Origin of the sequence: Pseudomonas sp. SMN11 (genome assembly GCF_052041945.1) — a bacterium.
Taxonomy (GTDB): domain Bacteria; phylum Pseudomonadota; class Gammaproteobacteria; order Pseudomonadales; family Pseudomonadaceae; genus Aquipseudomonas.
Window position 1 is genome coordinate 46,957 of record NZ_JBKGGW010000025.1, and the last position, 22,024, is coordinate 68,980.

A 22,024-nucleotide genomic window follows, 5' to 3' on the forward strand; every position below is an offset into this window, starting at 1 on the left:
TGACTAGTTCTTGTTCAAATTGATGAGGCTGCTACCGGCGAGGTCCACCTCCACGCCAGACAGGATGACCTTTCCATTCGCCTGCATTTCCAAGCGGCTACTGCCCACTTCCAGCGTGATGGAAGTGGCCGCCTTGATCCGTACCGCCCCCTGATCGACCGTCACCAGGTACGAACCCTCTTCCACGGCAACGCTGCTTTCCTGCCGGATGGTTTGCGCGTACTTGCCTCCAACCGTGATGTTCCGATTACCACCGACGTCGTGCTTCTCATCCGCCTCGACCTCGGTATCCAGGTTGCGCTCGGCATGCAGGATCACCTGCTCGGCGCCGGCCTTGTCTTCGAAGCGGAAGCAGTTGGCGTTGGAACCCTTGCCTTTGGTGGAGCGCGTCAGGAATCCGCTCTGGGTCTTGTTCGCCGGCAGCGCCCAAGGCGGGGTATTACGGCTGTTGTAGAGGCTGCCGATGATCAACGGCCGGTCCGGGTTACCGTCGAGAAACACCACCACCACCTCATCCGCCATCCGCGGAATCTGGATGCTGCCAAATCCACCGCTGGCACCGGCCTGCGCCACGCGTACCCAGCAAGAGCTCTGGTCGTTGAAGCCACCGTTGCGGTCCCAGTGGAACTGCACCTTCACCCGGCCCAGTTCGTCGGTGAAGATCTCTTCGCCGGGTGGGCCGACGACAATGGCGGTCTGCGGGCCGGCGATGGTCGGCCTCGGCGTGCTTAGCGGCGGGCGGTACGGGATCTTTTTGCGCACGCAGGTGAAGGTGTTGAAGTAGCCGGCCTGCTGGCCAGTGAGGTAGTTGTTGTGGCCCTCGCAGGTCACGCCCATCAGCAGGAACTCGCGCTCTTCCACCGGGCCGCGCTGGTGACCCGGGTGCTGCAGCAGTTTGAAGCTGTAACCGGGGCGCATGGCGCGGCAGTTGCTGGCACCTTCGAACTGTTTGCCAACGAGTTCCAGCGCCTCGATGCGCCGACGCAACAACGCCTCGCCTTCGTCATAGGTGCTGTGGGTGTACTGGCCGGGGTCGTAGATTTCGAAACGCTGCACGGCGCCTTGCTCGTTGTTACTGGGCAGGGCTACCGGCAGGCGGTTGCGGGGTTGGCGGTAGTCGAAGGTTTGCGCGGCGAGGCATCCGGCCTGCAGCTGGCGCTGGCCGCACCACTGGGTGATCGCGTCTGCGGTTTCGGTGAACGAGGCGCTGTGGAAGCGGATCTGCGCTTGCTCGGGGAGTGGGTCGAGCACGGTGGAGTCGTCGCAGATGACCAGGGTATGGCCTTCGCGGCTGTGCTCGAAAAAGTAGAACAGCCCCGCTTCATCCAGCAGGCGCTGGACGAAGTTGAGGTCGCTTTCGCGGTATTGGGTGAGGTAGGTGTGGCGTTTCTGCGGCAGGCTCAGGCGCAAGGCGTAGTCGGCATGGGCCGGGTACAGAGCGAAGACGTCGGCGAGTACGTCAACGACCGTGCAGTTCTGGAAGATGCGCGTGTCGGTGCGGTGCCTGAGCATCGTCAGCCAAGGGCTCAAGGTTGCGCCGTAGCGATCCAACGCGCCGTCGCTGCCCTGGCTGGCAAAGCGCGTGAGATAGCCATTGACGAAACGCGGCGCGGCATCGGCCAGTTCGATCTCGAGGCTGACTTGCTGGCCGATCATCGACTTGAGCGGCATTTGTGGCGCGTCGCAGATCAGCAGCAGCTCATAGGCGAACGGCTGCGAAAGGAGCCTCGGCGCCCCTGAAGCTTTCCAGCAGCAGCGGCTGGTCGGGGTCGGTCAGGTGGTGAAACTGGAACAGTCGGCGATGCTGCGGCGAGAGGCGCTCTGCCAGGTCCATGATCATTGCGTTGTCCTTGAGGGCGAGAAGCGCTCGCAGGCTAGGGCAATGATCGAAGGGCTGACAATGAACGGTGTGTTGAGAGAAAAACGTGTGTGTAGGACGGAGAAACCGGCTGATTTCGCGCTGTCCTACACAACGCGAAAGTACCCGAAACAGGGAAAGAGCGCCGGCCCAGCAACGGCGCTACTTTGCGGAAAAAGCGCGCCCGGCCAGCGCTTCACCTAGTTCACCGGTTCAAACAGCTCAGCCGAATCAACGAGTTACAAAGTTGTCACCGCTCGCACTCGGCTGCCGGGTTTTCCCGGTGTGCTATCAGCGAGCCAGTCGCTCAAGCAATGCCTTGGCCACCCCCTCGGACGAGGCTGGGTTCTGCCCGGTGATCAGATGACCATCCTCGACCACATGGCTCGCCCAGTCCGCGGCCTTGGAGTATTCGCCGCCGTTGGCCTTGAGCATGTCTTCCACCAGGAAAGGCACAACCTCGGTCAATCCGACAGCCTGTTCTTCGCTGTTGGCAAAGCCGGTGACCTTCTTGCCCTTGACCACCGGGTGGCCGTCTGGCGCCTTGACATGCTTGAACACCCCAGGCGCGTGGCACACGGCGGCTATCGGCTTGTTGGCGGCATAGAAGGCTTCGAGCAAGGCCCTGGAGTCACTGTCCTCGGCCAGGTCCCACAGCGGCCCGTGGCCACCGGGGTAAAACACCGCGTCGAAGCCGTACGGGTCGATTTCGCCAAGCGGCACGGTGTCGGCCAGGGCCATCTGCCCGTCAGTGTCGCTGGCGAAGCGCCGGGTGGCGTCGGTCTGGGCGTCGGGTTCGTCGCTTTTCGGGTCCAGCGGTGGCTGGCCTCCTTTGGGCGAGGCGAGGGTGACGTCGGCATTGGCGTCGACGAACACGTAGTAGGGGGCGGCGAATTCTTCCAGCCAGAAGCCGGTCTTCTTGCCGGTGTCGCCCAGCTGGTCGTGCGAGGTGAGCACCATCAAAATCTTTTTCATCAAAGCCACTCCTCCAGAGGTGAATGGGCAGTGCGCGGTTCGCCCTGCATGAAGGTGGGAGGGCAGGGCGCCGCAAGCGTTCCATGATAGTCATCGAAAAGAATGCAGGGTTTGCCGCTCAGTCAATTACCCTAGTGGCACGATCACTTCAGTTATGGATGCCTGCCCATGAGCAACACCTCATTCCGCCAACCCGTCATCGCCGACGCCGAGCGCTGCTTCGCGATCGAAATCGGTGCCTACGAAGGTGACGAAGCGGCCACGCTGGAGAAGATCCGCACGCGTATCAGCCAATACCCTGAAGGCTTCCTGCTGCTCGAAGACGCCCATGGCATCGTCGGCTTCATCAACAGCGGCTGCGCCCACGACGTGGTGATGTCCGACGAGGCCTTCAAGGAGCTGGTCGGCCATGACCCGCAGGCGCCCAATGTGGTGATCATGTCGGTGGTGGTGGACACGGCCCAGCAGGGCAAGGGCTATGCCAAGCGGCTGATGAGCGAGTTCATCAGCCGCATGAGGGCGCTGGGCAAACAGACCATCCACCTGATGTGTAAGGAGCAGCACGTCGAGCTGTACCGCAAGATGGGTTACCAGTATGTGCGGCCGTCGCCCTCGGACCACGGTGGCATGGCCTGGCATGAGATGGTCATGGAGCTCTGACCCAGGCGGGTGATGACAATGTATTTAGTCACATTTAGTTACTACGAAATGAGGGTTCACTGCCTGTCTGCCCCGGTCTAGAGGGGGTGAATGGATCGACTGCCATTCAACAGTCACAAAGCTGTAACACAGCTGATGCAAAGTGTGCTCGCCATCACACGGAGCGCTTTTCCATGATACGCCTCATGAAGTCTGCTGCACTCGCCGTTGCGGTTTCTCTGTCTGCCACTTCGGCCTTTGCCGCAGACAACGTTCGCCTGACCGGTTCCGGCGCCAGTTTCCCTGCACCGATCTACCTGACCTGGTTCAAGGACTTCAGCAAGAACACGGCTGGCGTCACCGTTGACTACCAGTCCAAGGGTAGCGGCGCAGGCGTTCAGGACTTCCTGAACAAGACCGTCGACTTCGCCGCCAGCGACTCGGCCATGAGCGAAGCAGACATTGCCAAGGTCGGCGAAGGCGTGCAGTTGCTGCCGATGACCGCCGGTGAAATCGTCCTGGCCTACAACCTGCCGGGCAACCCGAAAGGCCTGAAGCTGCCACGCGATGTGTACTCCAACATCTTCCTGGGCAAGATCACCAAGTGGAACGACCCGCAGATCGTCAAGGCCAACCCGGGCATGAAACTGCCTGACCTGCCGATCACCGTGGTCGTGCGTGCCGACTCCAGCGGTACCAACGCCGTGTTCACCAAGCACCTGTCGGCCATCAACGCCGACTTCAAGAAAGACCTGGGTGAAGGCAACACCGTCAACTGGCCGGCCACCGACAAGTTCATCAAGTCGCCGAAGAACGACGGCGTGACCGCCACCGTTCGCCAGACCCCGGGCGCCATCGGCTACATCGAATACGGCTTCGCCAAGCTGGCCAAGGTCGACTTCGCCGAGCTGGAGAACAAGGCCGGCCAGTACGTCGTGCCTAACGCCGAAAGCGGTGCCGAAGCACTGGCTGCGGTGAAGATGCCGGAAAACCTGATCGCTCACCTGCCAGACCCGGAAGGTGCCAAGTCCTACCCGATCACTTCCTACACCTGGATGATCTTCCGCAAGGACAACGGCAGCCCGGAAAAGGCCAAGGCCATGCGTGACATGGTCGAGTACGGCCTGACCCACGGTCAGAAAATCGCCGACTCGATGGGCTACATCCCGCTGCCGCCGTCGGTTGTCGACGAAGTGCGCAAAGCGTCGCAAAGCATCCAGTAACACCCTCAGGCGCTCCCGGCGCGGTGTCACAACCGTGCCGGGAGTGTTTGCCCCTAGTCCCGGAATCAGCTAAATGAACACACCTTTTGCCATACCGGATAACCCTGACTCCGCGTGCCAGCCACCGTCCACCAAGGACTTCCTGGTCGATCGTACCTTCCGTGCCCTTGCACGCATCGGTGTGGTGCTGATTCTCGCGCTGGTTTTCGCGTTGGTATACGAAGTAGGACGCAAAGCACTTCCAGGAATGGAAAAGCACGGTTTTGACGTGCTATTCGGCAGTGTGTGGGACGTCAACCAGGGCAAATACGGCATTCTGCCGGCCATCTGGGGCACGCTTTACAGCGCCCTGATCGCCTTGCTGATCGCGGGTTTCTTCGGCGTCAGCATGGCCATTTTCCTTACCCAGGATTTCTTGCCGGCGAGGCTCGCCGCGGTGTTCCGCACCATCGTCGAGCTGCTCGCCGCCATCCCCAGTGTCGTTTACGGCCTGTGGGGCATCTATGTGGTGATTCCGGCCATCCGGCCGCTGACCGCCTGGCTGAACAGCGAGCTTGGCTGGATCCCGTTCTTCGGCACCTCCCTGAGTGGCCCCGGCCTGCTGCCGGCGGCGTTGGTGCTGGCGATCATGATCCTGCCGACCATTGCCGCGGTTTCCCAGGATGCGCTGACCAGCGTACCGATGAAGACCAAGCAGGCTGCCTACGGCATGGGTACCACCCACTGGGAAGCCATCCTCAAGGTGATGGTGCCGTCAGCCGCCACCGGCATCTTCGGCTCCCTGGTGCTGGGCCTTGGCCGCGCACTGGGCGAAACCATGGCGTTGGCGATGCTGGTGGGTAACGCCAACACCATCACCCTTTCGCTGTTTGCCCCGGCCAACACGCTGGCAGCATTGCTGGCGCTGAACTTCCCCGAAGCCGGGCCGAACGAGATCGAGGTGCTGATGTACGCCGCCCTGGTGCTGATGTTCATTACTTTGCTGGTGAACGTGTTCGGTTCAATGATCATGCTCTATGCCCAGCGGGGTAATAAATAATGACTGACCTCACTGCAGCCACTACCGCATTGCCCAGCCTGCAGCGCCGCTTCGAAGGCCGCGCCCTGCGCAGCCTGGTGCTGACCTCCACGGTCTGGTGCGTGGCCCTGCTGGCCAGCGTGCCGCTGATTTCCGTGCTGTACATGCTGATCACCCGTGGCGGTGCGCGCCTGAGCCTGGAAGTGTTCACCGAATTGCCTCCCACCGGTTTCGAGATGGGCGGTGGTTTTGGTAACGCCCTGGCCGGTACCTTCGTCATGGTCGGCATCGCCGCAGCCATCGCGGTGCCGGTCGGCATCCTGGCGGCGGTGTTCCTCGCCGAACTCGGCCCGGAGAGCAAGCTGGCCAACGCCTCGCGCTTCGCCGCCAAAATGCTCACCGGCCTACCGTCGATCCTCGCCGGTGTATTCGCCTACGCCTTGGTGGTGATGACCACCGGTACCTACTCGGCGCCGGCCGGTGGCGTGGCTCTGGCCGTACTGATGCTGCCGATCGTCGTGCTGACCGCTGAAGAAGCGATGAAGATGGTACCCAAGATCATGAAGGACGCCGCCTACGGCATGGGCTGCACCCGCGCCCAGGTGATCTGGAAGATCGTCCTGCCGACCGGCATGCCGGCCATCCTCACCGGCGTCATGCTGGCGGTGGCCCGCGCTGCGGGTGAAACGGCACCGCTGCTGTTCACCGCGCTGTTCAGCAACTACTGGATCTACCACGACGGCAGCCTGGCCGTCATGAACCCCACGGCATCGCTTGCCGTACTGATCTACAACTTCTCCGGCATGCCGTTCGACAACCAGCTGGAGCTCGCATGGGCGGCCTCGCTGGTGTTGGTGATGATCGTGCTGGTAGTCAATATTCTTAGCCGAATCTTCGGCAAGCCAAAGTACTGAAAGGGAGCATTCGACCGTGAACGTATCAACTGCACAGAGAGCCGCTCCCATGGTCAGCGAAGCGCCAATCGTCATGGACTGCAAGCTGGACAAGATCTTCTACGGCAACTTCATGGCCGTGCGTGACAGCCATGTACCGATCCGCAAGAACGAGATCACCGGCTTCATCGGCCCGTCAGGCTGCGGCAAGAGTACCGTGCTGCGCAGCCTCAACCGCATGAACGACCTGGTCAAGGGCTTCCGCTTCGAAGGCCATGTGCACTTCCTCGGCCAGGATGTCTACGGCAAGGGCGTGGACCCGGTGGTGGTGCGCCGCTACATCGGCATGGTGTTCCAGCAACCGAACCCGTTCTCCATGAGCATCTTCGACAACGTCGCCTTCGGCCTGCGCCTGAACCGCTACAAGGGCGACATCGGCGACCGCGTCAAGCACGCCCTGCAAGGCGCCGCGCTGTGGGATGAGGTCAAGGACAAGCTCAAGGTCAGCGGCCTCTCGCTCTCCGGCGGCCAGCAGCAGCGCCTTTGCATCGCCCGTGCCATCGCCACCGAGCCGGAAGTGTTGTTGCTCGACGAGCCGTGCTCGGCACTCGACCCGATTGCCACCCGTCGCGTGGAAGAGCTGATGGTCGAGCTGAAGAAGGACTACACCATCGCCCTGGTGACCCACAACATGCAGCAGGCGATTCGTGTGGCCGATACCACCGCGTTCTTCTCGGTCGACATCTCCCAGGGCACCCGCACCGGTTACCTGGTGGAGATGGGCCCGACCACGCAGATCTTCCAGAATCCGCGTGAACAGCTGACCAGTGACTACATCAGCGGCAAGTTCAGCTGAGTCGTCGGCACCCGCCAGGCGACCCGCCCCGCAGGCAAGGAAGGCCAAGCGGGGTGGGTCGCTTTCACGTTTGTACTGTTTCAAGAGATTACCAATGGATGCGACATGTCGTCTTGACCTGCCAGCGGTAGAGCGCGCACTGCGCGAGGTGCAGGGCCGTTTTTCCGAGCTCAGCCAAGATTTCACCGAACCGCGTGACCCGTTCACCGACGAGGTGCTGCTCAATGTGCTTGAAGGCTATGCCTTGATTGACGACTATGTCGCACGGGGCGTGGACCTGTTCGACCTGCAGCAGCTGAACCTGATGCTGGAGATCAATGCCACCGTGCTGTGCGGCAGCGACCCGGCACGCCGCCGCGAGTTCGCGCCACACCTCGAGGCCACCGAGGCGCGCTTTTTCAACAACGTGGAAGGCGGCATCAAGGACCTCTACAACTGGTACTGCTCATACCGCAGTGATTCGGTCTGGAAGCGTGCGGCCGGTGTGTACGTGCGCATCCTCAGCAAGCCGCAGCTGTTCATCGAAGGCAACAATCGCACGGGGTCGCTCATCGTCAGCTATCTGCTGATGCGTGCAGGGCTACCGCCGTTCGTGCTGACGCTGGACAACGCCGAGGGCTACTTCAACCCGTCCTCGGTCATTCGCAACTCCGCCAAGCATGGTGTGAAAGCTTTGTACGAATTGCCCAAGATCAAGAAAAAGTATGCGGCCTTCCTGGAAGCGAAGGCACCTGAACCCGAAAAGTTCTTCCTGCGCGGCACCTGCGTGCCGGCCCGCCAGGGGAACCGCTGATGGAAAGATATTCGATGCTGGAACAAGGCAAGGCCGGTGGCCGACGTGTGTGGAAAGCCATCGGGCGCAAACTCAGGCGCCCGCAGATGCGCATTTCCTTCGATATCGATGACACGCTTGCCTGTCTGCCGCACCACGCCGATGAAGAAGCCAGCAAGCTGCCGGCGTTCGTCCACCGCTGGCTGGGCGAGCCACTGCGCAGCGGCACCCGTTCGCTGATCCGCGACCTGCGCCGCCAGGGTTGCAGCATCTGGATCTATACCTCTTCGGGCCGCACACCGGCCTATATCCGGCGCTGGCTGATGCTCTACGGCATTCACGTTGACGGCGTGGTCAACAGTGATCGCCACCAGCATGCGCTGTCGCAGCACGGGCTTGAGAACACCCCGTCGAAGTACCCACCGGCATTCGACATCGACTTGCACGTCGACGATTCCGAAGGGGTCGGGATCGAGGGCTTTGACCACGGTTTCCGGGTGGTCGTGGTCAACCCGGAAGATGACAGCTGGGCGCAGAAGGTGATGGATGCGGCGCAGCAGGTGCAGGCTCAGTTGGCCTGGCAGCAACCGCACCGCCACGAGGCACCGGTGCGTAGGCCTGAGCAAGCGCTGGCCTCCTGATCGTCTGAACTCACCCTGAAAAAAAGGCTCATCGCGCAGTACCCTGCGCGATGAGCCTTTTTATGTGCGCCGCCATTCAGTGGTGCGCGGCGTCCACGGCAATGCTTTCGCCGGACACTTCCTGATACCGGGCACTGCGGTTGGCGATGGCATAGTGGATCAGCCCGCCCAGCCCGGCGCCGAAGAACCAGGAGAACTGCGACAGCGTCTCGAACGCCGGCACCAGCGCCAGCAGAATGGCAATCAGCGAGGCCGGGATGAACGCCGCCACGGCGCGCAGGTTGACCCCGCCACGGTAGTGATAGGTGCCTTCAGGGCTTTCGCTGTACAGCTCCGGCAGGTTCACCCGGCCACGTCGTACCAGGTAGTAGTCGGTGACCATGATCCCGTACAGCGGGCCGAGCAGGGCGCCCAGGCCGCCGAGGAAGTACACGATCACCGACGGGCTGTTGTACAGGTGCCACGGCAGAATCACCACCGCGATGGTGGCGCTGAGCAAGCCTGCGCGGCGGAAATTCAGCACCTTGGGTGCCAGGTTGGTGAGGACGAAGGCCGGGGCGACGAAGTTGGCCATGATGTTTACCGCCACGGTGACCAGCAGGAAGGCCAGGCAGGCCAGCACCAGGCCAGCGGTGTTGGGGATGGCGGCGACGATTTCACTCGGGCTTTGCACCAGCTTGCCGTCGATGCTGAACTGCGCACCGGCCAGTACCACGGCGATCAGCGCGAAGCCGAGCATGTTCACCGGCAGGCCCCAGAAATTGCCCACGCTGATGGTGCGGCGATCCGGGCAGTTACGGGTGAAATCACAGAAGTTAAGGATCATGGTGCCGTACAGCGACACCCACAGCGCGGCGGCACCGAACACTTTCAGCCACATGCCGGAGCCGGTCGGCGCGTTGCCGCTGGACCAGGCAATCGACAGGCCGCTGCGCCAGTACATCCAGCCCGCCAGGCCGCTGAAGGCAACCAGGATGATCGGCCCGGCGAGGGACTCGAAGCGGCGCACCATCTCCATGCCGTAGGCGAAGATCGCCACCTGCACGCACCAGATGCCGATGAAGGTGACCCAGCCCAGGGTCGACAGGCCGAGGATCGCGTTCTGGTCGTAGGCCTTGAGGTCGGGAGCGATGGCGGTGAGCAGCACGCGCAGCACCACCGAAGCGAGGTAGGTCTGGATGCCGAACCAGGCGATGGCGATCACGGCGCGAATCAGTGCCGGGATCTGCGCGCCATGGATGCCGAAGCTGATGCGGCACATGACCGGGTAGGGCAGGCCGGTCTTCTGCCCCATGTAACCGGACAGGTTCATCAGGCCGTAGATCACCAGTGCACCGAGCGCGAAGGCGGCAAGGATCTGCGCGCCGCTCATGCCCAGGGCGAACAGGCCGATGGCAAAGGAGTAGTTGGCGATGTTGTGCACATCGTTGGTCCACAGCGCAAACAGGCTGTAGCGCCCCCAGGTGCGATTGGCTGCACGGGTCGGCGCCAGGTCGTGGCTGTACAGGCGTGGGCTCAGCGGCGGCTGACTGGCCCCGGCCGTTTCGGCAGGGCGATCGGCAAGCTGGCCAACATCGGAACGGGAAATCGACGCCATCGGAACTCCATGATGGTTGTGTACTTTTATTGTTCGTATTTGTATACAAACAAGATTCGTACCAACCCATGATGTTGTCGAGATCCGCGGTCTTTGCGCTTAATCGCCTATGGGAGCGGCGTTGCGTCACGAAAGGGCTGCGAAGCAGTCCTAGGGGCTTGAGCTTGGTATTCAGCATTGCCGGGGCCGCTTCGCGGCCCTTTCGTGACGCAAGGCCGCTCCCACAGCTGGGAATTTTGTGCACACTTTGGAGCAGGGTTGTTACCGCCACGCCCACGCGAGAGCGCTCAGGTGGCTTGCGGGGCATGTTCCGCATAAGCTGAGGGCAGGATGCCATGAGGATCAGTTCGATGTTGCATGTACCGCTCGCGCTGGGTCTGTTGCTTGCCACCCCCCTGGTCGAGGCCGCACCGCTGCAGGTGCCCACCCCGGCCGCACTCAGGAGCCAGCTCGACAGCCTCAAGCCTGGCCAGTTTCTCTGGTACCCGCAGGTCTCGCCGGTGGGGCCGGTGACCGTGGTGGTCAGCCTCACCGAGCAACGTGCGTACGTTTATCGCAACGGCATCGCCATTGGCGTCAGCACCGTAAGCAGCGGCAAGGCAGGGCGGGAAACCCCCACCGGGGTGTTCAGCATTCTGCAGAAGAAGGTCGAGCACAAATCAAGCCTCTACAACAGCGCACCAATGCCCTACATGGAGCGCCTGACCTGGGACGGAATCGCCCTGCACGCGGGCCACCTGCCGGGCTACCCGGCCTCCCATGGTTGCGTGCGGCTGCCGCTTGAATTTGCCAAGAAACTGTATGAGGTCACCGGCTTCAGCTCGACCACCGTCATCGTCTCCGATACCCAAAGTGCACCGGTAGAGGTCTACCACCCCGGCGTGCTGGCGCCCACGGTCAGCGCGGGCAAGGCCCAGGGCCCGCTGGTGTTGAGCAACCAGCAGTTCTGGAACGACCCGGACCCGACGTCCGGGCCGCTGTCGATCCTGATCAGCCGTGCCGACTTGCGTGCCTACGTGTATCGCGGTGGCCAGCTGATCGGCTCGGCGCCTGCACTGTCGCTTGAAAACAGCAAGCACCGCAGTGGCATGGCGGTGTATTCGCTGCTGCAAAAACCTTCCGCCCTGGCACTCGATGGCGCGCTACCCTTACGGTGGTCGGTGGTGGGCCTGAGCAACCCGGAGTATGGGGATACGCCCTATGAACAGTTGGGGCAGTTGAACATCAACCCGGAGTTCCGCCACCATCTTCGTGCGGCGATGGACGTCGGCACCATGTTGGTGATCACCGATTGGGCGTCCACCCGGGATACCCGCAGCGACGGAAAATTCACCGTGATCACCACCGACGACAGTGAAGAACTTAAGCCATTGGTCAAGAAATGATCGGCAATCCCGAAGAATTCAAGCAAAGTGGTGGCTTTTGGCCGCAAGCCAGCTGACTTTTTGCTGACAGGCCTTTACCGGGGTAGTCCATGTCGATGTTTGATCCGTTGCGGGGAGCTTTGCGGCTCTCGGTGGCCAGTATTGGCCTGTTTTTCCTAAGCGCCTGGCAAGCCGCCCACGCGCAATCCCTGCCCAGCGCCGCCGAGTTGCAGCAGCTGGCACCCAACGCCAGCCTGTCGGCGCTGGGCATGGCCCTTACGGCCTACGCCTGCGCCAGCCACGGCGAGGCAGGCAAGCTGCTGACGGTGATCGATTACTCCAAGGCCTCGCGTGACAAGCGCCTGTGGGTGTTCGACTTGCGTGCGCGCAAACTGTTGTTCGAGGAGTGGGTCGCCCATGGCAAGAACAGCGGCGCCGATGTGCCGACCACGTTCTCCAACGCCCCTAACAGCTATCAATCGTCCATCGGCCTGTATGAAACCGGCCAGATCTACAGCGGCAAGCACGGCCGCTCGCTGCGCCTGCAGGGGCTGGAGCGAGGGTTCAACGACAACAGCATGTCGCGGGCGATTGTCATGCATGCCGCCGCCTACGCCGACCCCAAGGTGGTTCCCGGCCTCGGGCGCTTGGGGCGCAGCCAGGGCTGCCCAGCCGTGCGGCCGGCCATTGCTGGCAAGCTCATCGACACGCTACAACGCGGCAGCTATGTGTTTGCCTACTACCCGCAGCAGGACTGGTTGAAGAAATCGCGTTTCCTTAATGCCCAGAGCTGCCCGCTGGCGAGCCAATCGGTCGCCAGCAAGTGATGAAAGCCGGGCCGCCCTCGATCCGAAGCGGCCCGGGTTTGTTGGCAGTTCGCTGTTTTTCGGCGCAAATTGCCTGATTATCCTTTCTTGACCCCCTCGACTACGTTTTCATCCCTCCTGCGCAGAGACAGGCCGAGGATGAAAGGCGCTTGCGAAACAGAAAAATTGTCCGCAGACTGTTAACCAAGGGATTGCAGTTAACCATTGGTTACGACACTAAGGAGAGCGTCCTCATCCCGAGCCTGCGTTGGATGTGACAAAAAAACAAAAACGTCCTGGGAGTCACTTGATGTCTTACCTCAACAAAAAGGTTGATGTGTTCCTCATCAGCATGAGCCTGATCGCGGTCCTGCTGACGGTGGTTGGCCTGGCCGCCTACCCCGAACAGGCCGGTATTGCTGCCAATCAACTGTTCGAATGGTCCACCCGATCCTTTGGCACCGCAGTGCAACTGCTGATCTTCGCCAGCACCATTGCCGTGCTGGGCATCGCCTTCAGCAAGTACGGCAACATCCGCCTCGGCGCCGGCAGGCCGGAATACTCCACCCTGACCTGGGTGTTCATGTTCATCTGCGCCGGCATGGGGTCCTCGACCCTCTACTGGGGCGTGATGGAGTGGGCCTACTACTACCAGACCCCCGGCCTGAACATTGCCGCGCAGTCCCGTGAAGCCCTGGAATACAGCGTCGGCTACTCCTTCTTCCACTGGGGTATCAGCGCCTGGTCGATCTACGCCCTGGCGTCGCTGGCCATGGCCTATCACTTCCACGTGCGCAAGAAGAGCGGCCTGAACCTGGCCTCGGTCGTCGAAGCGGTGACCGGGCTCAAGGCCACCGGGCCGGTGGGCCGGCTCGTCGACCTGATCTTCCTGCTGACCATGATGGGCGCGCTGACGGTGTCCCTGGCACTGACCGCCTCGACCCTGACCCGCGGCCTGTCCGGCCTGGTGGGCACTCCCGACACCTTCACCGTGCAGGTCATGCTGATCGGGGTGATTGCGGTGCTGTTCTCGCTCAGCTCGTACATCGGCATCGACGGAGGCCTGCAGAAACTCAGCAAGATCGTCTGCTATGGCGCGCTGGTGTTCGCCGCCGTGGTGCTGCTGGTCGGCCCGACCCAGTTCACCATCAACAACACGGCCAATGGCATTGGCCTGATGATCCAGAACTATGTGCACATGAGCCTGTTCACCGACCCGGCCGGCGAGGGCGAATTCACCCGCAACTGGACCGTGTTCTACTGGCTGTGGTGGGTGTCGTACGCACCTGGCGTCGCGATGTTCGTCACCCGCGTATCGCGTGGCCGGCAGATCAAGGAAGTGGTGCTCGCTCTGATCATGGGCGGCAGCGTCGGCTGCTGGTTCTTCTTCGGCGCGCTGGAAAGCTACAGCATGCACCAGTTCATCACCGGTGCCATCGACGTGCCGAAAATCCTCACCGAACAGGGCGGTGAAAGTGCCGTTGAAGCAGTGGTCATGGGCCTGCCATGGGGCAAGGTGTTCATGGCGGTGTACCTGTTCATCATGGCGGTGTTCTGTGCATCGCACATGGACGCTGCGGCCTACGCCGTCGCCGCGACCAGCACCCGCAACCTGCAAGACGGTGAAGACCCGTCGCCCACTCATCGCCTGTTCTGGTGCGTAACCCTGACCCTGGTGCCGCTGGCCATGCTGTTTGCCAAGGCGTCGCTGTCCACCATGAAGACGGCCGTGGTGCTCACCGCCATTCCGTTCACCGTGATCCTGCTGATCAAGGTGTATGGCTTCTTCAAATGGATGCTGGCCGACTACGGCTCCATGCCGGCCCATCGCATCGAGGAAGAAGCTGCCGCCCTGGCGCGCGAAGAGCAACCGGTCAGCGAGCGCCAGGTGGTCCAGCCAATCGCTGCAGTCGTCGAACCGGCCTGATGATTTTCCTGCGCGGTGTCGCCCTGACCCTCGGTTGAGACCGCAGCAGGCTTTTTTTTGCCCTATTTGTTAACTGGCAGGTGTCAGTTAACTATGAATTACAAGATGCGCAACGCGCAGCCTGGAGACAAGAGATGACCAAGTTCCAACGCCTGCCTGCTGATTTCTGCAGCGACCACGAAAAAGCCTTCACCATTCCGGCTACCTACTACACCAGCAAGGAAGTCTTCGAGCACGAGAAGGAGCAGATCTTCGCCAAGAGCTGGATCTGCGTCGGCCATCGCAGTGAAGTGGCGGAGAACAACGCCTACATCACCCGCGAAGTGATTGGCGAGAGCATCATCGTCATCCGTGGCCGCGACAGTGTGCTGCGTGCCTTCTACAACGTCTGCCCGCACCGCGGTCACCAACTGCTCGAAGGCAGCGGCAAGGCCAAGAACGTGATCGCCTGCCCGTACCACGCCTGGACCTTCAAGCTCGACGGCGACCTCACCCACGTGCGCAACTGCGACCAGGTCGAGGCCTTCGACAAGGGTGACTACAGCCTCGTCCAGCTGCGTGTCGAAGAGTATGCAGGCTTCATCTACATCAACATGGACAATGCCGCGGGCTCTGTGGAAGAGCAGCTGCCCGGCCTGCAGCAGCGCATGCGCGAAGCCTGCAGCGTCATCGACGAACTGCAGCTGGCGGCACGCTTCGTCAGCCACACCCCGGCCAACTGGAAGTCGATCGTCGACAACTACCTGGAGTGCTACCACTGCGGCCCGGCGCACCCAAGTTTCGCCGACTCGGTGGACGTCGGCCAGTACGGGCACACCCTGCACGGCAACTGGACGCTGCAGTACGGCGTGGCCAAGTCGTCCGAGCAATCGTTCAAGGTCGACGAGTCGGTCACCGACCCGTCCTTCGCAGGCTTCTGGGCCTGGCCGTGCACGATGTTCAACGTGCCGCCGGGGGCCAACTTCATGACCTGCATCTACGAGTTCCCGGTCGATGCCGAGACCACCTTGCAGCACTACGACATCTACTTCCTGAACAAGGACATCACCCCGGAACAGCAAGTGCTGATCGACTGGTACCGCGAAGTGTTCCGCCCGGAAGACCTGCGCCTGGTCGAGAGCGTGCAGAAGGGCCTGAAGTCGCGGGGCTACCGTGGCCAGGGCCGGATCATGGTCGACAAGGAGCGCTCCGGCATCAGCGAACACGGCATCGCTCACTTCCACAACCTGATTGCGGTTGCCCACCTGGACTGACCCTGAGCCCGGCGGAAAAGGGCCGGGCGCGTTCATACCTATCGTTGATTTCGGATCGAGTAATGGCCAGGGCGGCGGGGCCGCCGTCCTGTGCGGAGTTGAGGTGCAAGATGGCCAGTGTTTACGAGATGTTCAGTGTGCGGGTGCTCGAGGTCGAACAGGCGACGCCACAAATCAAGCGCTTCACCCTTGCGCGCGCCGATGGCCAGCCCATGCCGGCCTTCACCGGGGGCAGCCACGTGATCGTGAAGATGGCGCAAGGCTTCAGCAACGCGTATTCCCTGATGAGCGACCCCAGGGACCTGTCGCACTATCAGATCGGCGTGCGCCTGGAAGAGCAATCCAAAGGCGGCTCGGCCTTCATGCATGAGCAGGTCGAGGTTGGTAGCGAACTGACCATCTCGACGCCGAACAACCTGTTCGCGCTCGACGCTGCGGCCGGCAAGCATGTGATGATCGCCGGAGGCATCGGCATTACTCCGTTCCTGTCGCAGCTCCACGAGCTGGAAGGGGGCGCTACGCCTTATGAGCTCCACTACGCGTTCCGTAGCCCCGACCACGGCGCCTTCCACGGGCAATTGGTGGATGGCCCGCATGCCGCAAGTGTCAATGTGTACGTCGACAGCCTCGGGCGTCGCCTGGACCTGCAGGCGCTGTTTGCCGGCATGAGCGAGGACGCGCACGTTTATGTGTGCGGCCCCAAGCCCTTGATCGACGCGGTGGTGGAGGGGGCCAAGGCGGCGGGCATTGCCGATGCCCGCGTGCATTTCGAGCAGTTCGCGGCCACCCCGGCTGCCGGCGGTGCATTCACCCTGGTGCTTGGCAAGTCCGGTCGCGAGCTGCAGGTCGAGGAGGGCATGACCATCATCCAGGCCATCGAGAACGTAAAGGCCGCCCAGGTCGAATGCCTGTGCCGGGAAGGCGTTTGCGGTACCTGTGAAACGGCCATCCTCGAAGGCGAAGCCGAGCACTTCGACCAGTACCTCTCCGATGAAGAGAAGGCGTCCCAGCAGACCCTGATGATCTGCGTTTCCAGGGCCCGTGGCGCAAGGTTGGTCATCGACCTCTGAGCCCCCGATCCAGGTCTAGGGCTTGCCAGGCACGTCTGTCATCCATCGGTTGACAGATGTGTATACTGGCAGCCAAGCCCTCCCTGGACCGCCCCCTCATGCAGGAAAACAGCTTCGCCTTCCGCCTCAAGGAACTGCTGGAACACAACAAGCTGACGCTTCAGGCAGTCGGTACCGCCCTCGGTATCTCCCGCACCGCTGTCCACAAATGGACCAAGGGCGGGGAAATCGACTACGACAACCTGCGCAAGCTCGCCGACTTCCTGCGGGTGAACTGGATCTGGCTACGCTACGGCCAGGAGGCCCTGAGCAGTGTGCAGCATGCGGAGCCCGTCGAGCTGCCGATGACCGACCTGCGCCGCCGCTACGCCGCCGAGATCATGGAAAACGAAGCCCGCATGAAGCTTGCCCAGGAAGCCGCGCGGATCGTGACCTGGGAATGGAACCTGATCAGCGACGAGCTGACCTACTCGCCAAACGTCCAGGACGTCTACGGCTGGACCATCAGCTCGAACGAAGACTTCTGGAGCCATCTCCCCGACGAGGACGTCGAGGCGATGCAGGCGATGTACGACCGCATCATCCGCTCGGGTGAAAACTGCGAGTACGATTACCGGATGTCCCAGCCCGATGGCAGCGTGCGCTGGATCTCGTCGCGCTCGACGGTGGTACACGACGCGGCCGGCCGGCCGATCAAGATCGTCGGCATCAGCATGGACAACACCGCGCGCAAGTTGATGGAAGAAGCGCTGCGCACCAGCGAAGAGCGCTTCCGCTCGATCTTCGAACTCAGCGAAGGTGCGCTCGCCTTCATTCATCTGGATGGGCGCTTGCAGCGCGTCAACGACAGCCTGTGTGCACTGCTCGGCTATAGCCAGCAGGATTTGTGCGCGCTGAATTTCCAACAGATCACCCATCCTGATGACCTGCAAGCCAACCTGAGCCTGCTGGTGCAGTTGCTGGCAGGCTCGATCAACCGCTACGTGGTCGAAAAACGCGTACGTTGCGGCGATGGCAGCTACAAGTGGGTGAGGGTGCGCACCTCCATCCAGCGCCAGGGCGATGGCGCTGCCGATTACCTCATCAGCGTTTTCGAAGACATCCACGCGGCCAAGGTGGAGCAGCAGGCGTTGCTGATGAAAATCGAAGCCTTGGAGTCGCAGCTGGCGGGTAGCCCGATTTCCTAGGGCTCTGCCGCATTCTCTTGTAAGGGCAACTGTCTTGCTCATTTTAAACGCCGACGCGATCCCTGGGAGCCTCGCTTGTCGTGGCGACGAACCGCGTCGATGGGCCGCGAAGCGGCCCCGGCATACTGATGTCCGTTACGGGTCGATAGCTGCCGGTCGCGACTGACTTCCTCAGGGCGTGAAGCGGACGGTCAACGGCTCCGGGAGTTTGGCACCTCGGATAAACCCATGATTGGATCTTTTCTGCTCTTGTTGCGGATGTAGACTCGACCTACCCATCAGAGATACGAGTGCGCACAGGCCATGCCGAAAAAGGATTTCAACTACCAGCCGTTTCTGTCAGGACGCTCGTTGAGACTGGAACCTCTCACCAAGGACCATTTTGAAGAGATGCTGGATGCAGCAAGCGACCCGAAAATCTGGGAAGGTCACCCGTCTACGGATCGTTTTGAGCGCGAGGTGTTCGAGCCATATTTCGCGTCACTGGTAGCCACTGGGAAGGCGCTCGCAGTGATAGATGTCCGACACGAGAAAGTGATCGGTGGGTCTAGTTACTACGTACCACCTGATCAATGTGACAGCATCGCCATTGGCTTCACCTTTTTAGCAAGAGCGCATTGGGGAGGAGGCAGCAATCGCGAACTCAAGCGCTTGATGGTTGAGCACGCATTCAAGCTGTACGACAGGGTGTTCTTCCATATCGCACCGACGAACATACGCTCCCAGAAAGCCACCATGAAATTGGGCGCCGAGCACCTGTATGACGCGGAGCTGAACCTTTCAAGCACTCCAAAGCTCTGGAAGTGCTATGCACTTACGCGCGCCCAATGGCGCACCACTGAGCGTGCTGAGGAGTTGCTCTGAAACTGATGTTCAGGGCAGCCGTCGGCACCGACTGCGATGCAGAAGGTACGGGCTGCGATGGGTCCGTGAACGGCAGCATTCGCCCCAATGCGCCCCTCCAGATTTCATGCCTTGGCTTAACTGGCTGCAATGGCAGCCAGTTAAGCATCACTGCCGATTCAAAGAGGGCTTTGAATCATTCGGTTTTAGGGCGGAGGACGGATGGAGTGTATGAAGCCGCCAGCCTCATCGCCTTTAACGTAAACCTAGATCCAGACGTCATTCACCGCAGTACGCTCCCCGCCTTCATGGCCAGTGTTCAAAATGCCTCGCGGCTCGATCATCATCAGTTTCGTTTCCGTCTGTGCAGCTGTTCTGTGCTCTACACCACGCGGCACGACATACAGCTCACCCGGCTGCACATACACGCAGCCATCTGGCAGATCGATACGCAAGGTGCCCTCAAGCACCAGGAATGCTTCATCCTTTTCCGGATGCGAGTGCCAGATGAATTCCCCTTCGATGCGCACAATCTTGAATTGGTAGTCGTTCATTTCCGCAACCACCCTTGGGCTCCACTGTTGATCGATCAGTGCAGCCTTCTGAGCCAAGTTCACAGGTTGCGATGCGTGTTGCGGGTGTAAGTCGGCCATGACAGATCCTCTGTAATTAGAGCGATCAGCCTATCGAACGCAAAGACGCGTCTCTTGTACGATCCTGCAAGTCAGCGGGCAGGCCGCAGGCGTTCCAGCCAGCGCATGGGCGACACGCCGTAGGTGCGCGTGAAGTGTCGGGTCATGTGGCTCTGGTCGTGAAAACCTGCGGCGAGGGCGGCATCGACCAAAGTGAAGCCATCCAGGATCAACCTGCGAAAAGAGTCCAGGCGCCGCAGCGTGACAAACCGGTATGGGCTGGTGCCGTAAAGCCCCCGGAAGTCCCGCGACAAGCTCCATTGCTCACGCCCACTGGCCTGTTCGAGCATTTCCAATGTAATGCCGTGGTGAAGGTGCTCCATGATGAACGCCCTGGCGCGCTCGGCCGAGCAGTAATCCAGGCGTTTGCGGCCACGGGGCTTGCCGCCGACTGCACGCAGCGCCATGGCCAGATTATAGACGGCGTCCTGCTCCTCCAGTGTTTCCAGCGGATGATCCAGTGCCTGCACAAAGGACTCGCTGGCACGATAGAGGCGCGGGTCGCTGGACAGCCCGCCGGCAATGAACGGCAACGGTTCGCCGCCGAGCACGTTCTGGATCAGGGAAGGGTCGATGTAGGCCAGCCGGTAGGGAAATCCGATATCCGTGCCGGCCATGCCGTCATGGACTTCGTCCGGATGCAGCACCAGGGTGTTGCCCGGCACGCCGTGGCACAGCGCCCCTTTATAGTGAAAGCTCTGCACCCCAGCGAGGGTATGGCCTATCGAGTAGGTATCATGCCGATGGGGGTCGTAGCCATGGCCGCCAAACCACGCCTCGATGCGCTCCACGCTGCCAGGCGTGGCGCTGCGGATGACCCAATCAGACGCGGATGGCGTGTGTGCTTCTCGTTGCATGGATAGGCTTGCTGCCGGTGCGCAATGTTGGATGAGCATGGCTCATCCTATTTCAGATGTGCGCGGACAGCCAATTCATTTCCGCTGTCCGCTAGGGGTCGAAAGCTGCCGTACGCGACAGGCCGCTCACGACCCAAAGCTGCCCTTGAGCCCGACCACAATCCATTGTGGGAGCGGGTTTACCCGCGAACACCGGCACAGCCGGTGCCATCCACCGCGTCGTCTGCTTCGCGGGTAAACCCGCTCCCACAGGGTGCGCGTAGCGCTCACGATATCGTTTCTTTTTTCAACGGCAGCTCTGGGTCGATAGCGGCAATTCGCGACCGGCAGCTTTCGACCCATTGCAGACGTTCATTCAACCAAAGAAACCGTTGCCAGCCGCTCTAAGGAGAGATGCCTTCCACCGCAGCTCAACCGTTTCATCTTTCCGAGAGGGATAACGGCAGGTTTGGAGTCATCCGCTACTTCCAGCTTTGTCCAAGCTGACAACTTCAATCCAGCACGTTGTGCACTACCTCATAGATCACACCCGAGGCAATAGTTACAAGCAGTAGGTCAGCTCCGGCTTGCTGCCACTCATAGCCATCGTAATGAGGAAGTCGCTCGATCAGCCTGCTGTCCAGTTTTTTGGCAATTCCGGGCGGGAGAGGTTTGCCGCGTGCCAGATTCTTCTGAACCCCTGGAGGTAGGGAGGAGGCTGGATTCCAGTAATCGCGATTATCGTTGAGGATGACCCGCACCCCGCCCAAGTCGACAGAAGGTCCACTCTGCCAGCCGTTACCGTTGCCTTGATGCCCTTGGCTGCCGTGCTGATTTCCCTTGTCGTGGCCTTTCCCTTTTCCGGGATCTGCAAACAGCATTGGGCTCAGGCCCATTACCAGCGACAGCACTACGGCGAAATTCAATTTTTTACCCACGTGAACAGTCCTTGGTCATTTATCTAACGAGAGCGTAGTCAACCTGATAGCGAAGGCAATGCTCTTGAAGGGGCTGCATTCTGTCGGAGTGCGAGAACTTCAGCGCGCGCTCTTGGTCAGATCGGCACTTTAGCTACCCCCCGCGCCTCTGGAGGCGAACAAAAAATGAGAAAACCCCTTGTTGCTGCTTTTGCTTGTGCATTGGTACTCGGGTTGACGGCATTCGTGCCCGCTGATTTATCCCCGATTGGTTCTGCATACGCCAAAGGTGGTGGTGGTGGTGGTGGTGGTGGTGGTCACGGCGGTGGCAACGGCGGCGGACATGGAGGTGGTCATGCAGGCGGTATGGGAGGGCACAACGGAAATGGAATGAGCGCTGGAAGCGATCACGAAGGCAAGGCAACACGCGATCATGGAGTAAGCGGCAACCATTACGGGAGCTCGCGCAACAGTGATAAAGGTCACGGAACCACCACCTCGGGTGTCGCCCACTCCAAAGACACTCGCGGCTTGGCCAAATCCACGGCCATCTCTCGAACCACCCCAGGCGATCACAATACCAAAGGTCTAAGCAACGCCACCGTATCCTCTTCAAAGAACGATCGGTGATTTGACAGATTCGATTGAGTGCCGCCC

20 protein-coding genes and 1 pseudogene are annotated in these 22,024 nt (G+C 61.2%); 15 read left to right on the forward strand and 6 right to left on the reverse strand.

Going from position 1 to position 22,024, the window contains the following annotated elements; genetic code table 11:
• Positions 1 to 3: 3 nt before the first annotated feature.
• Both tssI and ACLEJU_RS19500 read right to left on the reverse strand, forming a co-directional pair.
• Positions 4 to 1,840, reverse strand: a pseudogene (gene tssI, locus ACLEJU_RS19495) (type VI secretion system tip protein TssI/VgrG).
• Between the two features lie 309 nt (positions 1,841 to 2,149).
• Entirely contained in the window at positions 2,150 to 2,833 is a 684-nt protein-coding gene (locus tag ACLEJU_RS19500) for a type 1 glutamine amidotransferase domain-containing protein (RefSeq protein WP_435422799.1), read from the reverse strand.
• Positions 2,834 to 3,001: 168 nt separating this feature from the next.
• On the opposite strand from ACLEJU_RS19500, the gene ACLEJU_RS19505 reads away from it, so the two are divergent.
• The 7 genes from ACLEJU_RS19505 (at position 3,002) to ACLEJU_RS19535 (ending at position 8,875) form a co-directional block, all read left to right on the forward strand.
• On the forward strand, positions 3,002 to 3,493 hold the full coding sequence (locus ACLEJU_RS19505; protein WP_435422800.1) for a GNAT family N-acetyltransferase: 492 nt from the start codon (positions 3,002 to 3,004) through the stop codon (positions 3,491 to 3,493).
• A 173-nt stretch (positions 3,494 to 3,666) separates the two neighbouring features.
• A complete protein-coding gene (pstS, locus tag ACLEJU_RS19510) occupies positions 3,667 to 4,695 on the forward strand; it encodes a phosphate ABC transporter substrate-binding protein PstS (RefSeq protein ID WP_103447795.1) in 1,029 nt (342 codons plus the stop codon).
• Between the two features lie 73 nt (positions 4,696 to 4,768).
• The gene (gene pstC, locus ACLEJU_RS19515) at positions 4,769 to 5,734 is read left to right on the forward strand and encodes a phosphate ABC transporter permease subunit PstC (RefSeq protein ID WP_079228597.1); all 966 of its coding nucleotides are present in this window, start codon (positions 4,769 to 4,771) and stop codon (positions 5,732 to 5,734) included.
• Positions 5,734 to 6,627, forward strand: coding sequence for a phosphate ABC transporter permease PstA (gene pstA, locus ACLEJU_RS19520; RefSeq protein ID WP_027918792.1), 894 nt, complete (start codon positions 5,734 to 5,736; stop codon positions 6,625 to 6,627). Before pstC ends, pstA begins: the two co-directional genes overlap by 1 nt.
• Before the next feature lie 49 nt (positions 6,628 to 6,676).
• Complete coding sequence (pstB, locus tag ACLEJU_RS19525; RefSeq protein ID WP_027918791.1) at positions 6,677 to 7,462, forward strand: phosphate ABC transporter ATP-binding protein PstB; 786 nt, start codon at positions 6,677 to 6,679, stop codon at positions 7,460 to 7,462.
• Positions 7,463 to 7,556: 94 nt separating this feature from the next.
• Positions 7,557 to 8,255 carry a hypothetical protein gene (locus ACLEJU_RS19530; RefSeq protein WP_435422801.1) on the forward strand — a complete coding sequence of 233 codons (699 nt, stop codon included), beginning with the start codon at positions 7,557 to 7,559 and terminating at the stop codon, positions 8,253 to 8,255.
• Positions 8,255 to 8,875, forward strand: coding sequence for a hypothetical protein (locus ACLEJU_RS19535; RefSeq protein ID WP_435422802.1), 621 nt, complete (start codon positions 8,255 to 8,257; stop codon positions 8,873 to 8,875). The genes ACLEJU_RS19530 and ACLEJU_RS19535 overlap by 1 nt, the downstream gene beginning before the upstream one ends.
• Positions 8,876 to 8,951: 76 nt before the next feature.
• Here ACLEJU_RS19535 and ACLEJU_RS19540 read toward each other — a convergent pair whose 3' ends face one another.
• Positions 8,952 to 10,472, reverse strand: a complete 1,521-nt coding sequence (locus ACLEJU_RS19540) for an NCS1 family nucleobase:cation symporter-1 (protein ID WP_435422803.1) — start codon at positions 10,470 to 10,472, stop codon at positions 8,952 to 8,954.
• Between the two features lie 350 nt (positions 10,473 to 10,822).
• Between ACLEJU_RS19540 and ACLEJU_RS19545 the strand changes: the two genes are divergently transcribed.
• The 7 genes from ACLEJU_RS19545 to ACLEJU_RS19575 all read left to right on the forward strand — a co-directional run bounded on the left by ACLEJU_RS19545 (position 10,823) and on the right by ACLEJU_RS19575 (position 18,943).
• On the forward strand, positions 10,823 to 11,857 hold the full coding sequence (locus ACLEJU_RS19545) for a L,D-transpeptidase (protein WP_435422804.1): 1,035 nt from the start codon (positions 10,823 to 10,825) through the stop codon (positions 11,855 to 11,857).
• An 89-nt stretch (positions 11,858 to 11,946) separates the two neighbouring features.
• Positions 11,947 to 12,663, forward strand: coding sequence for a murein L,D-transpeptidase catalytic domain family protein (locus tag ACLEJU_RS19550; protein WP_435422805.1), 717 nt, complete (start codon positions 11,947 to 11,949; stop codon positions 12,661 to 12,663).
• A gap of 289 nt (positions 12,664 to 12,952) precedes the next feature.
• The gene (locus ACLEJU_RS19555; RefSeq protein ID WP_435422806.1) at positions 12,953 to 14,569 is read left to right on the forward strand and encodes a BCCT family transporter; all 1,617 of its coding nucleotides are present in this window, start codon (positions 12,953 to 12,955) and stop codon (positions 14,567 to 14,569) included.
• A 134-nt stretch (positions 14,570 to 14,703) separates the two neighbouring features.
• Complete coding sequence (locus ACLEJU_RS19560) at positions 14,704 to 15,822, forward strand: aromatic ring-hydroxylating oxygenase subunit alpha (protein WP_435422807.1); 1,119 nt, start codon at positions 14,704 to 14,706, stop codon at positions 15,820 to 15,822.
• 110 nt (positions 15,823 to 15,932) lie between these two features.
• A complete protein-coding gene (locus tag ACLEJU_RS19565) occupies positions 15,933 to 16,892 on the forward strand; it encodes a PDR/VanB family oxidoreductase (protein ID WP_435422808.1) in 960 nt (319 codons plus the stop codon).
• Between the two features lie 98 nt (positions 16,893 to 16,990).
• Positions 16,991 to 18,079 carry a PAS domain S-box protein gene (locus ACLEJU_RS19570; RefSeq protein WP_435422809.1) on the forward strand — a complete coding sequence of 363 codons (1,089 nt, stop codon included), beginning with the start codon at positions 16,991 to 16,993 and terminating at the stop codon, positions 18,077 to 18,079.
• Between the two features lie 303 nt (positions 18,080 to 18,382).
• Positions 18,383 to 18,943, forward strand: a complete 561-nt coding sequence (locus ACLEJU_RS19575) for a GNAT family N-acetyltransferase (protein ID WP_435422810.1) — start codon at positions 18,383 to 18,385, stop codon at positions 18,941 to 18,943.
• 245 nt (positions 18,944 to 19,188) lie between these two features.
• Here ACLEJU_RS19575 and ACLEJU_RS19580 read toward each other — a convergent pair whose 3' ends face one another.
• The 3 genes from ACLEJU_RS19580 to ACLEJU_RS19590 form a co-directional block, all read right to left on the reverse strand.
• Positions 19,189 to 19,575: a cupin domain-containing protein gene (locus ACLEJU_RS19580; protein WP_435422811.1), complete on the reverse strand. Its 387-nt coding sequence runs from the start codon at positions 19,573 to 19,575 to the stop codon at positions 19,189 to 19,191.
• A gap of 71 nt (positions 19,576 to 19,646) precedes the next feature.
• Positions 19,647 to 20,471, reverse strand: a complete 825-nt coding sequence (locus ACLEJU_RS19585) for an AraC family transcriptional regulator (RefSeq protein WP_435422812.1) — start codon at positions 20,469 to 20,471, stop codon at positions 19,647 to 19,649.
• A gap of 491 nt (positions 20,472 to 20,962) precedes the next feature.
• Entirely contained in the window at positions 20,963 to 21,388 is a 426-nt protein-coding gene (locus tag ACLEJU_RS19590; protein WP_435422813.1) for an anti-virulence regulator CigR family protein, read from the reverse strand.
• 165 nt (positions 21,389 to 21,553) lie between these two features.
• On the opposite strand from ACLEJU_RS19590, the gene ACLEJU_RS19595 reads away from it, so the two are divergent.
• Positions 21,554 to 21,997 (forward strand): hypothetical protein, encoded by a 444-nt coding sequence (locus ACLEJU_RS19595; RefSeq protein WP_435422814.1) that lies wholly within the window; start codon positions 21,554 to 21,556, stop codon positions 21,995 to 21,997.
• Positions 21,998 to 22,024 lie beyond the last annotated feature (27 nt).

Coding starts and splice junctions, on each gene's coding strand:
- ACLEJU_RS19560 (WP_435422807.1), top strand. CDS start 14,704: ATGACCAAGTTCCAACGCCTGCCTGCTGATTTCTGCAGCGACCACGAA.
- pstC (WP_079228597.1), top strand. CDS start 4,769: ATGAACACACCTTTTGCCATACCGGATAACCCTGACTCCGCGTGCCAG.
- ACLEJU_RS19580 (WP_435422811.1), bottom strand. CDS start 19,575: ATGGCCGACTTACACCCGCAACACGCATCGCAACCTGTGAACTTGGCT.
- ACLEJU_RS19540 (WP_435422803.1), bottom strand. CDS start 10,472: ATGGCGTCGATTTCCCGTTCCGATGTTGGCCAGCTTGCCGATCGCCCT.
- ACLEJU_RS19565 (WP_435422808.1), top strand. CDS start 15,933: ATGGCCAGTGTTTACGAGATGTTCAGTGTGCGGGTGCTCGAGGTCGAA.
- ACLEJU_RS19550 (WP_435422805.1), top strand. CDS start 11,947: ATGTCGATGTTTGATCCGTTGCGGGGAGCTTTGCGGCTCTCGGTGGCC.
- pstB (WP_027918791.1), top strand. CDS start 6,677: ATGGTCAGCGAAGCGCCAATCGTCATGGACTGCAAGCTGGACAAGATC.
- ACLEJU_RS19500 (WP_435422799.1), bottom strand. CDS start 2,833: ATGAAAAAGATTTTGATGGTGCTCACCTCGCACGACCAGCTGGGCGAC.
- ACLEJU_RS19505 (WP_435422800.1), top strand. CDS start 3,002: ATGAGCAACACCTCATTCCGCCAACCCGTCATCGCCGACGCCGAGCGC.
- ACLEJU_RS19595 (WP_435422814.1), top strand. CDS start 21,554: ATGAGAAAACCCCTTGTTGCTGCTTTTGCTTGTGCATTGGTACTCGGG.
- ACLEJU_RS19570 (WP_435422809.1), top strand. CDS start 16,991: ATGCAGGAAAACAGCTTCGCCTTCCGCCTCAAGGAACTGCTGGAACAC.
- ACLEJU_RS19530 (WP_435422801.1), top strand. CDS start 7,557: ATGGATGCGACATGTCGTCTTGACCTGCCAGCGGTAGAGCGCGCACTG.
- ACLEJU_RS19585 (WP_435422812.1), bottom strand. CDS start 20,471: ATGCAACGAGAAGCACACACGCCATCCGCGTCTGATTGGGTCATCCGC.
- pstS (WP_103447795.1), top strand. CDS start 3,667: ATGATACGCCTCATGAAGTCTGCTGCACTCGCCGTTGCGGTTTCTCTG.
- pstA (WP_027918792.1), top strand. CDS start 5,734: ATGACTGACCTCACTGCAGCCACTACCGCATTGCCCAGCCTGCAGCGC.
- ACLEJU_RS19535 (WP_435422802.1), top strand. CDS start 8,255: ATGGAAAGATATTCGATGCTGGAACAAGGCAAGGCCGGTGGCCGACGT.
- ACLEJU_RS19575 (WP_435422810.1), top strand. CDS start 18,383: ATGCCGAAAAAGGATTTCAACTACCAGCCGTTTCTGTCAGGACGCTCG.
- ACLEJU_RS19545 (WP_435422804.1), top strand. CDS start 10,823: ATGTTGCATGTACCGCTCGCGCTGGGTCTGTTGCTTGCCACCCCCCTG.
- ACLEJU_RS19555 (WP_435422806.1), top strand. CDS start 12,953: ATGTCTTACCTCAACAAAAAGGTTGATGTGTTCCTCATCAGCATGAGC.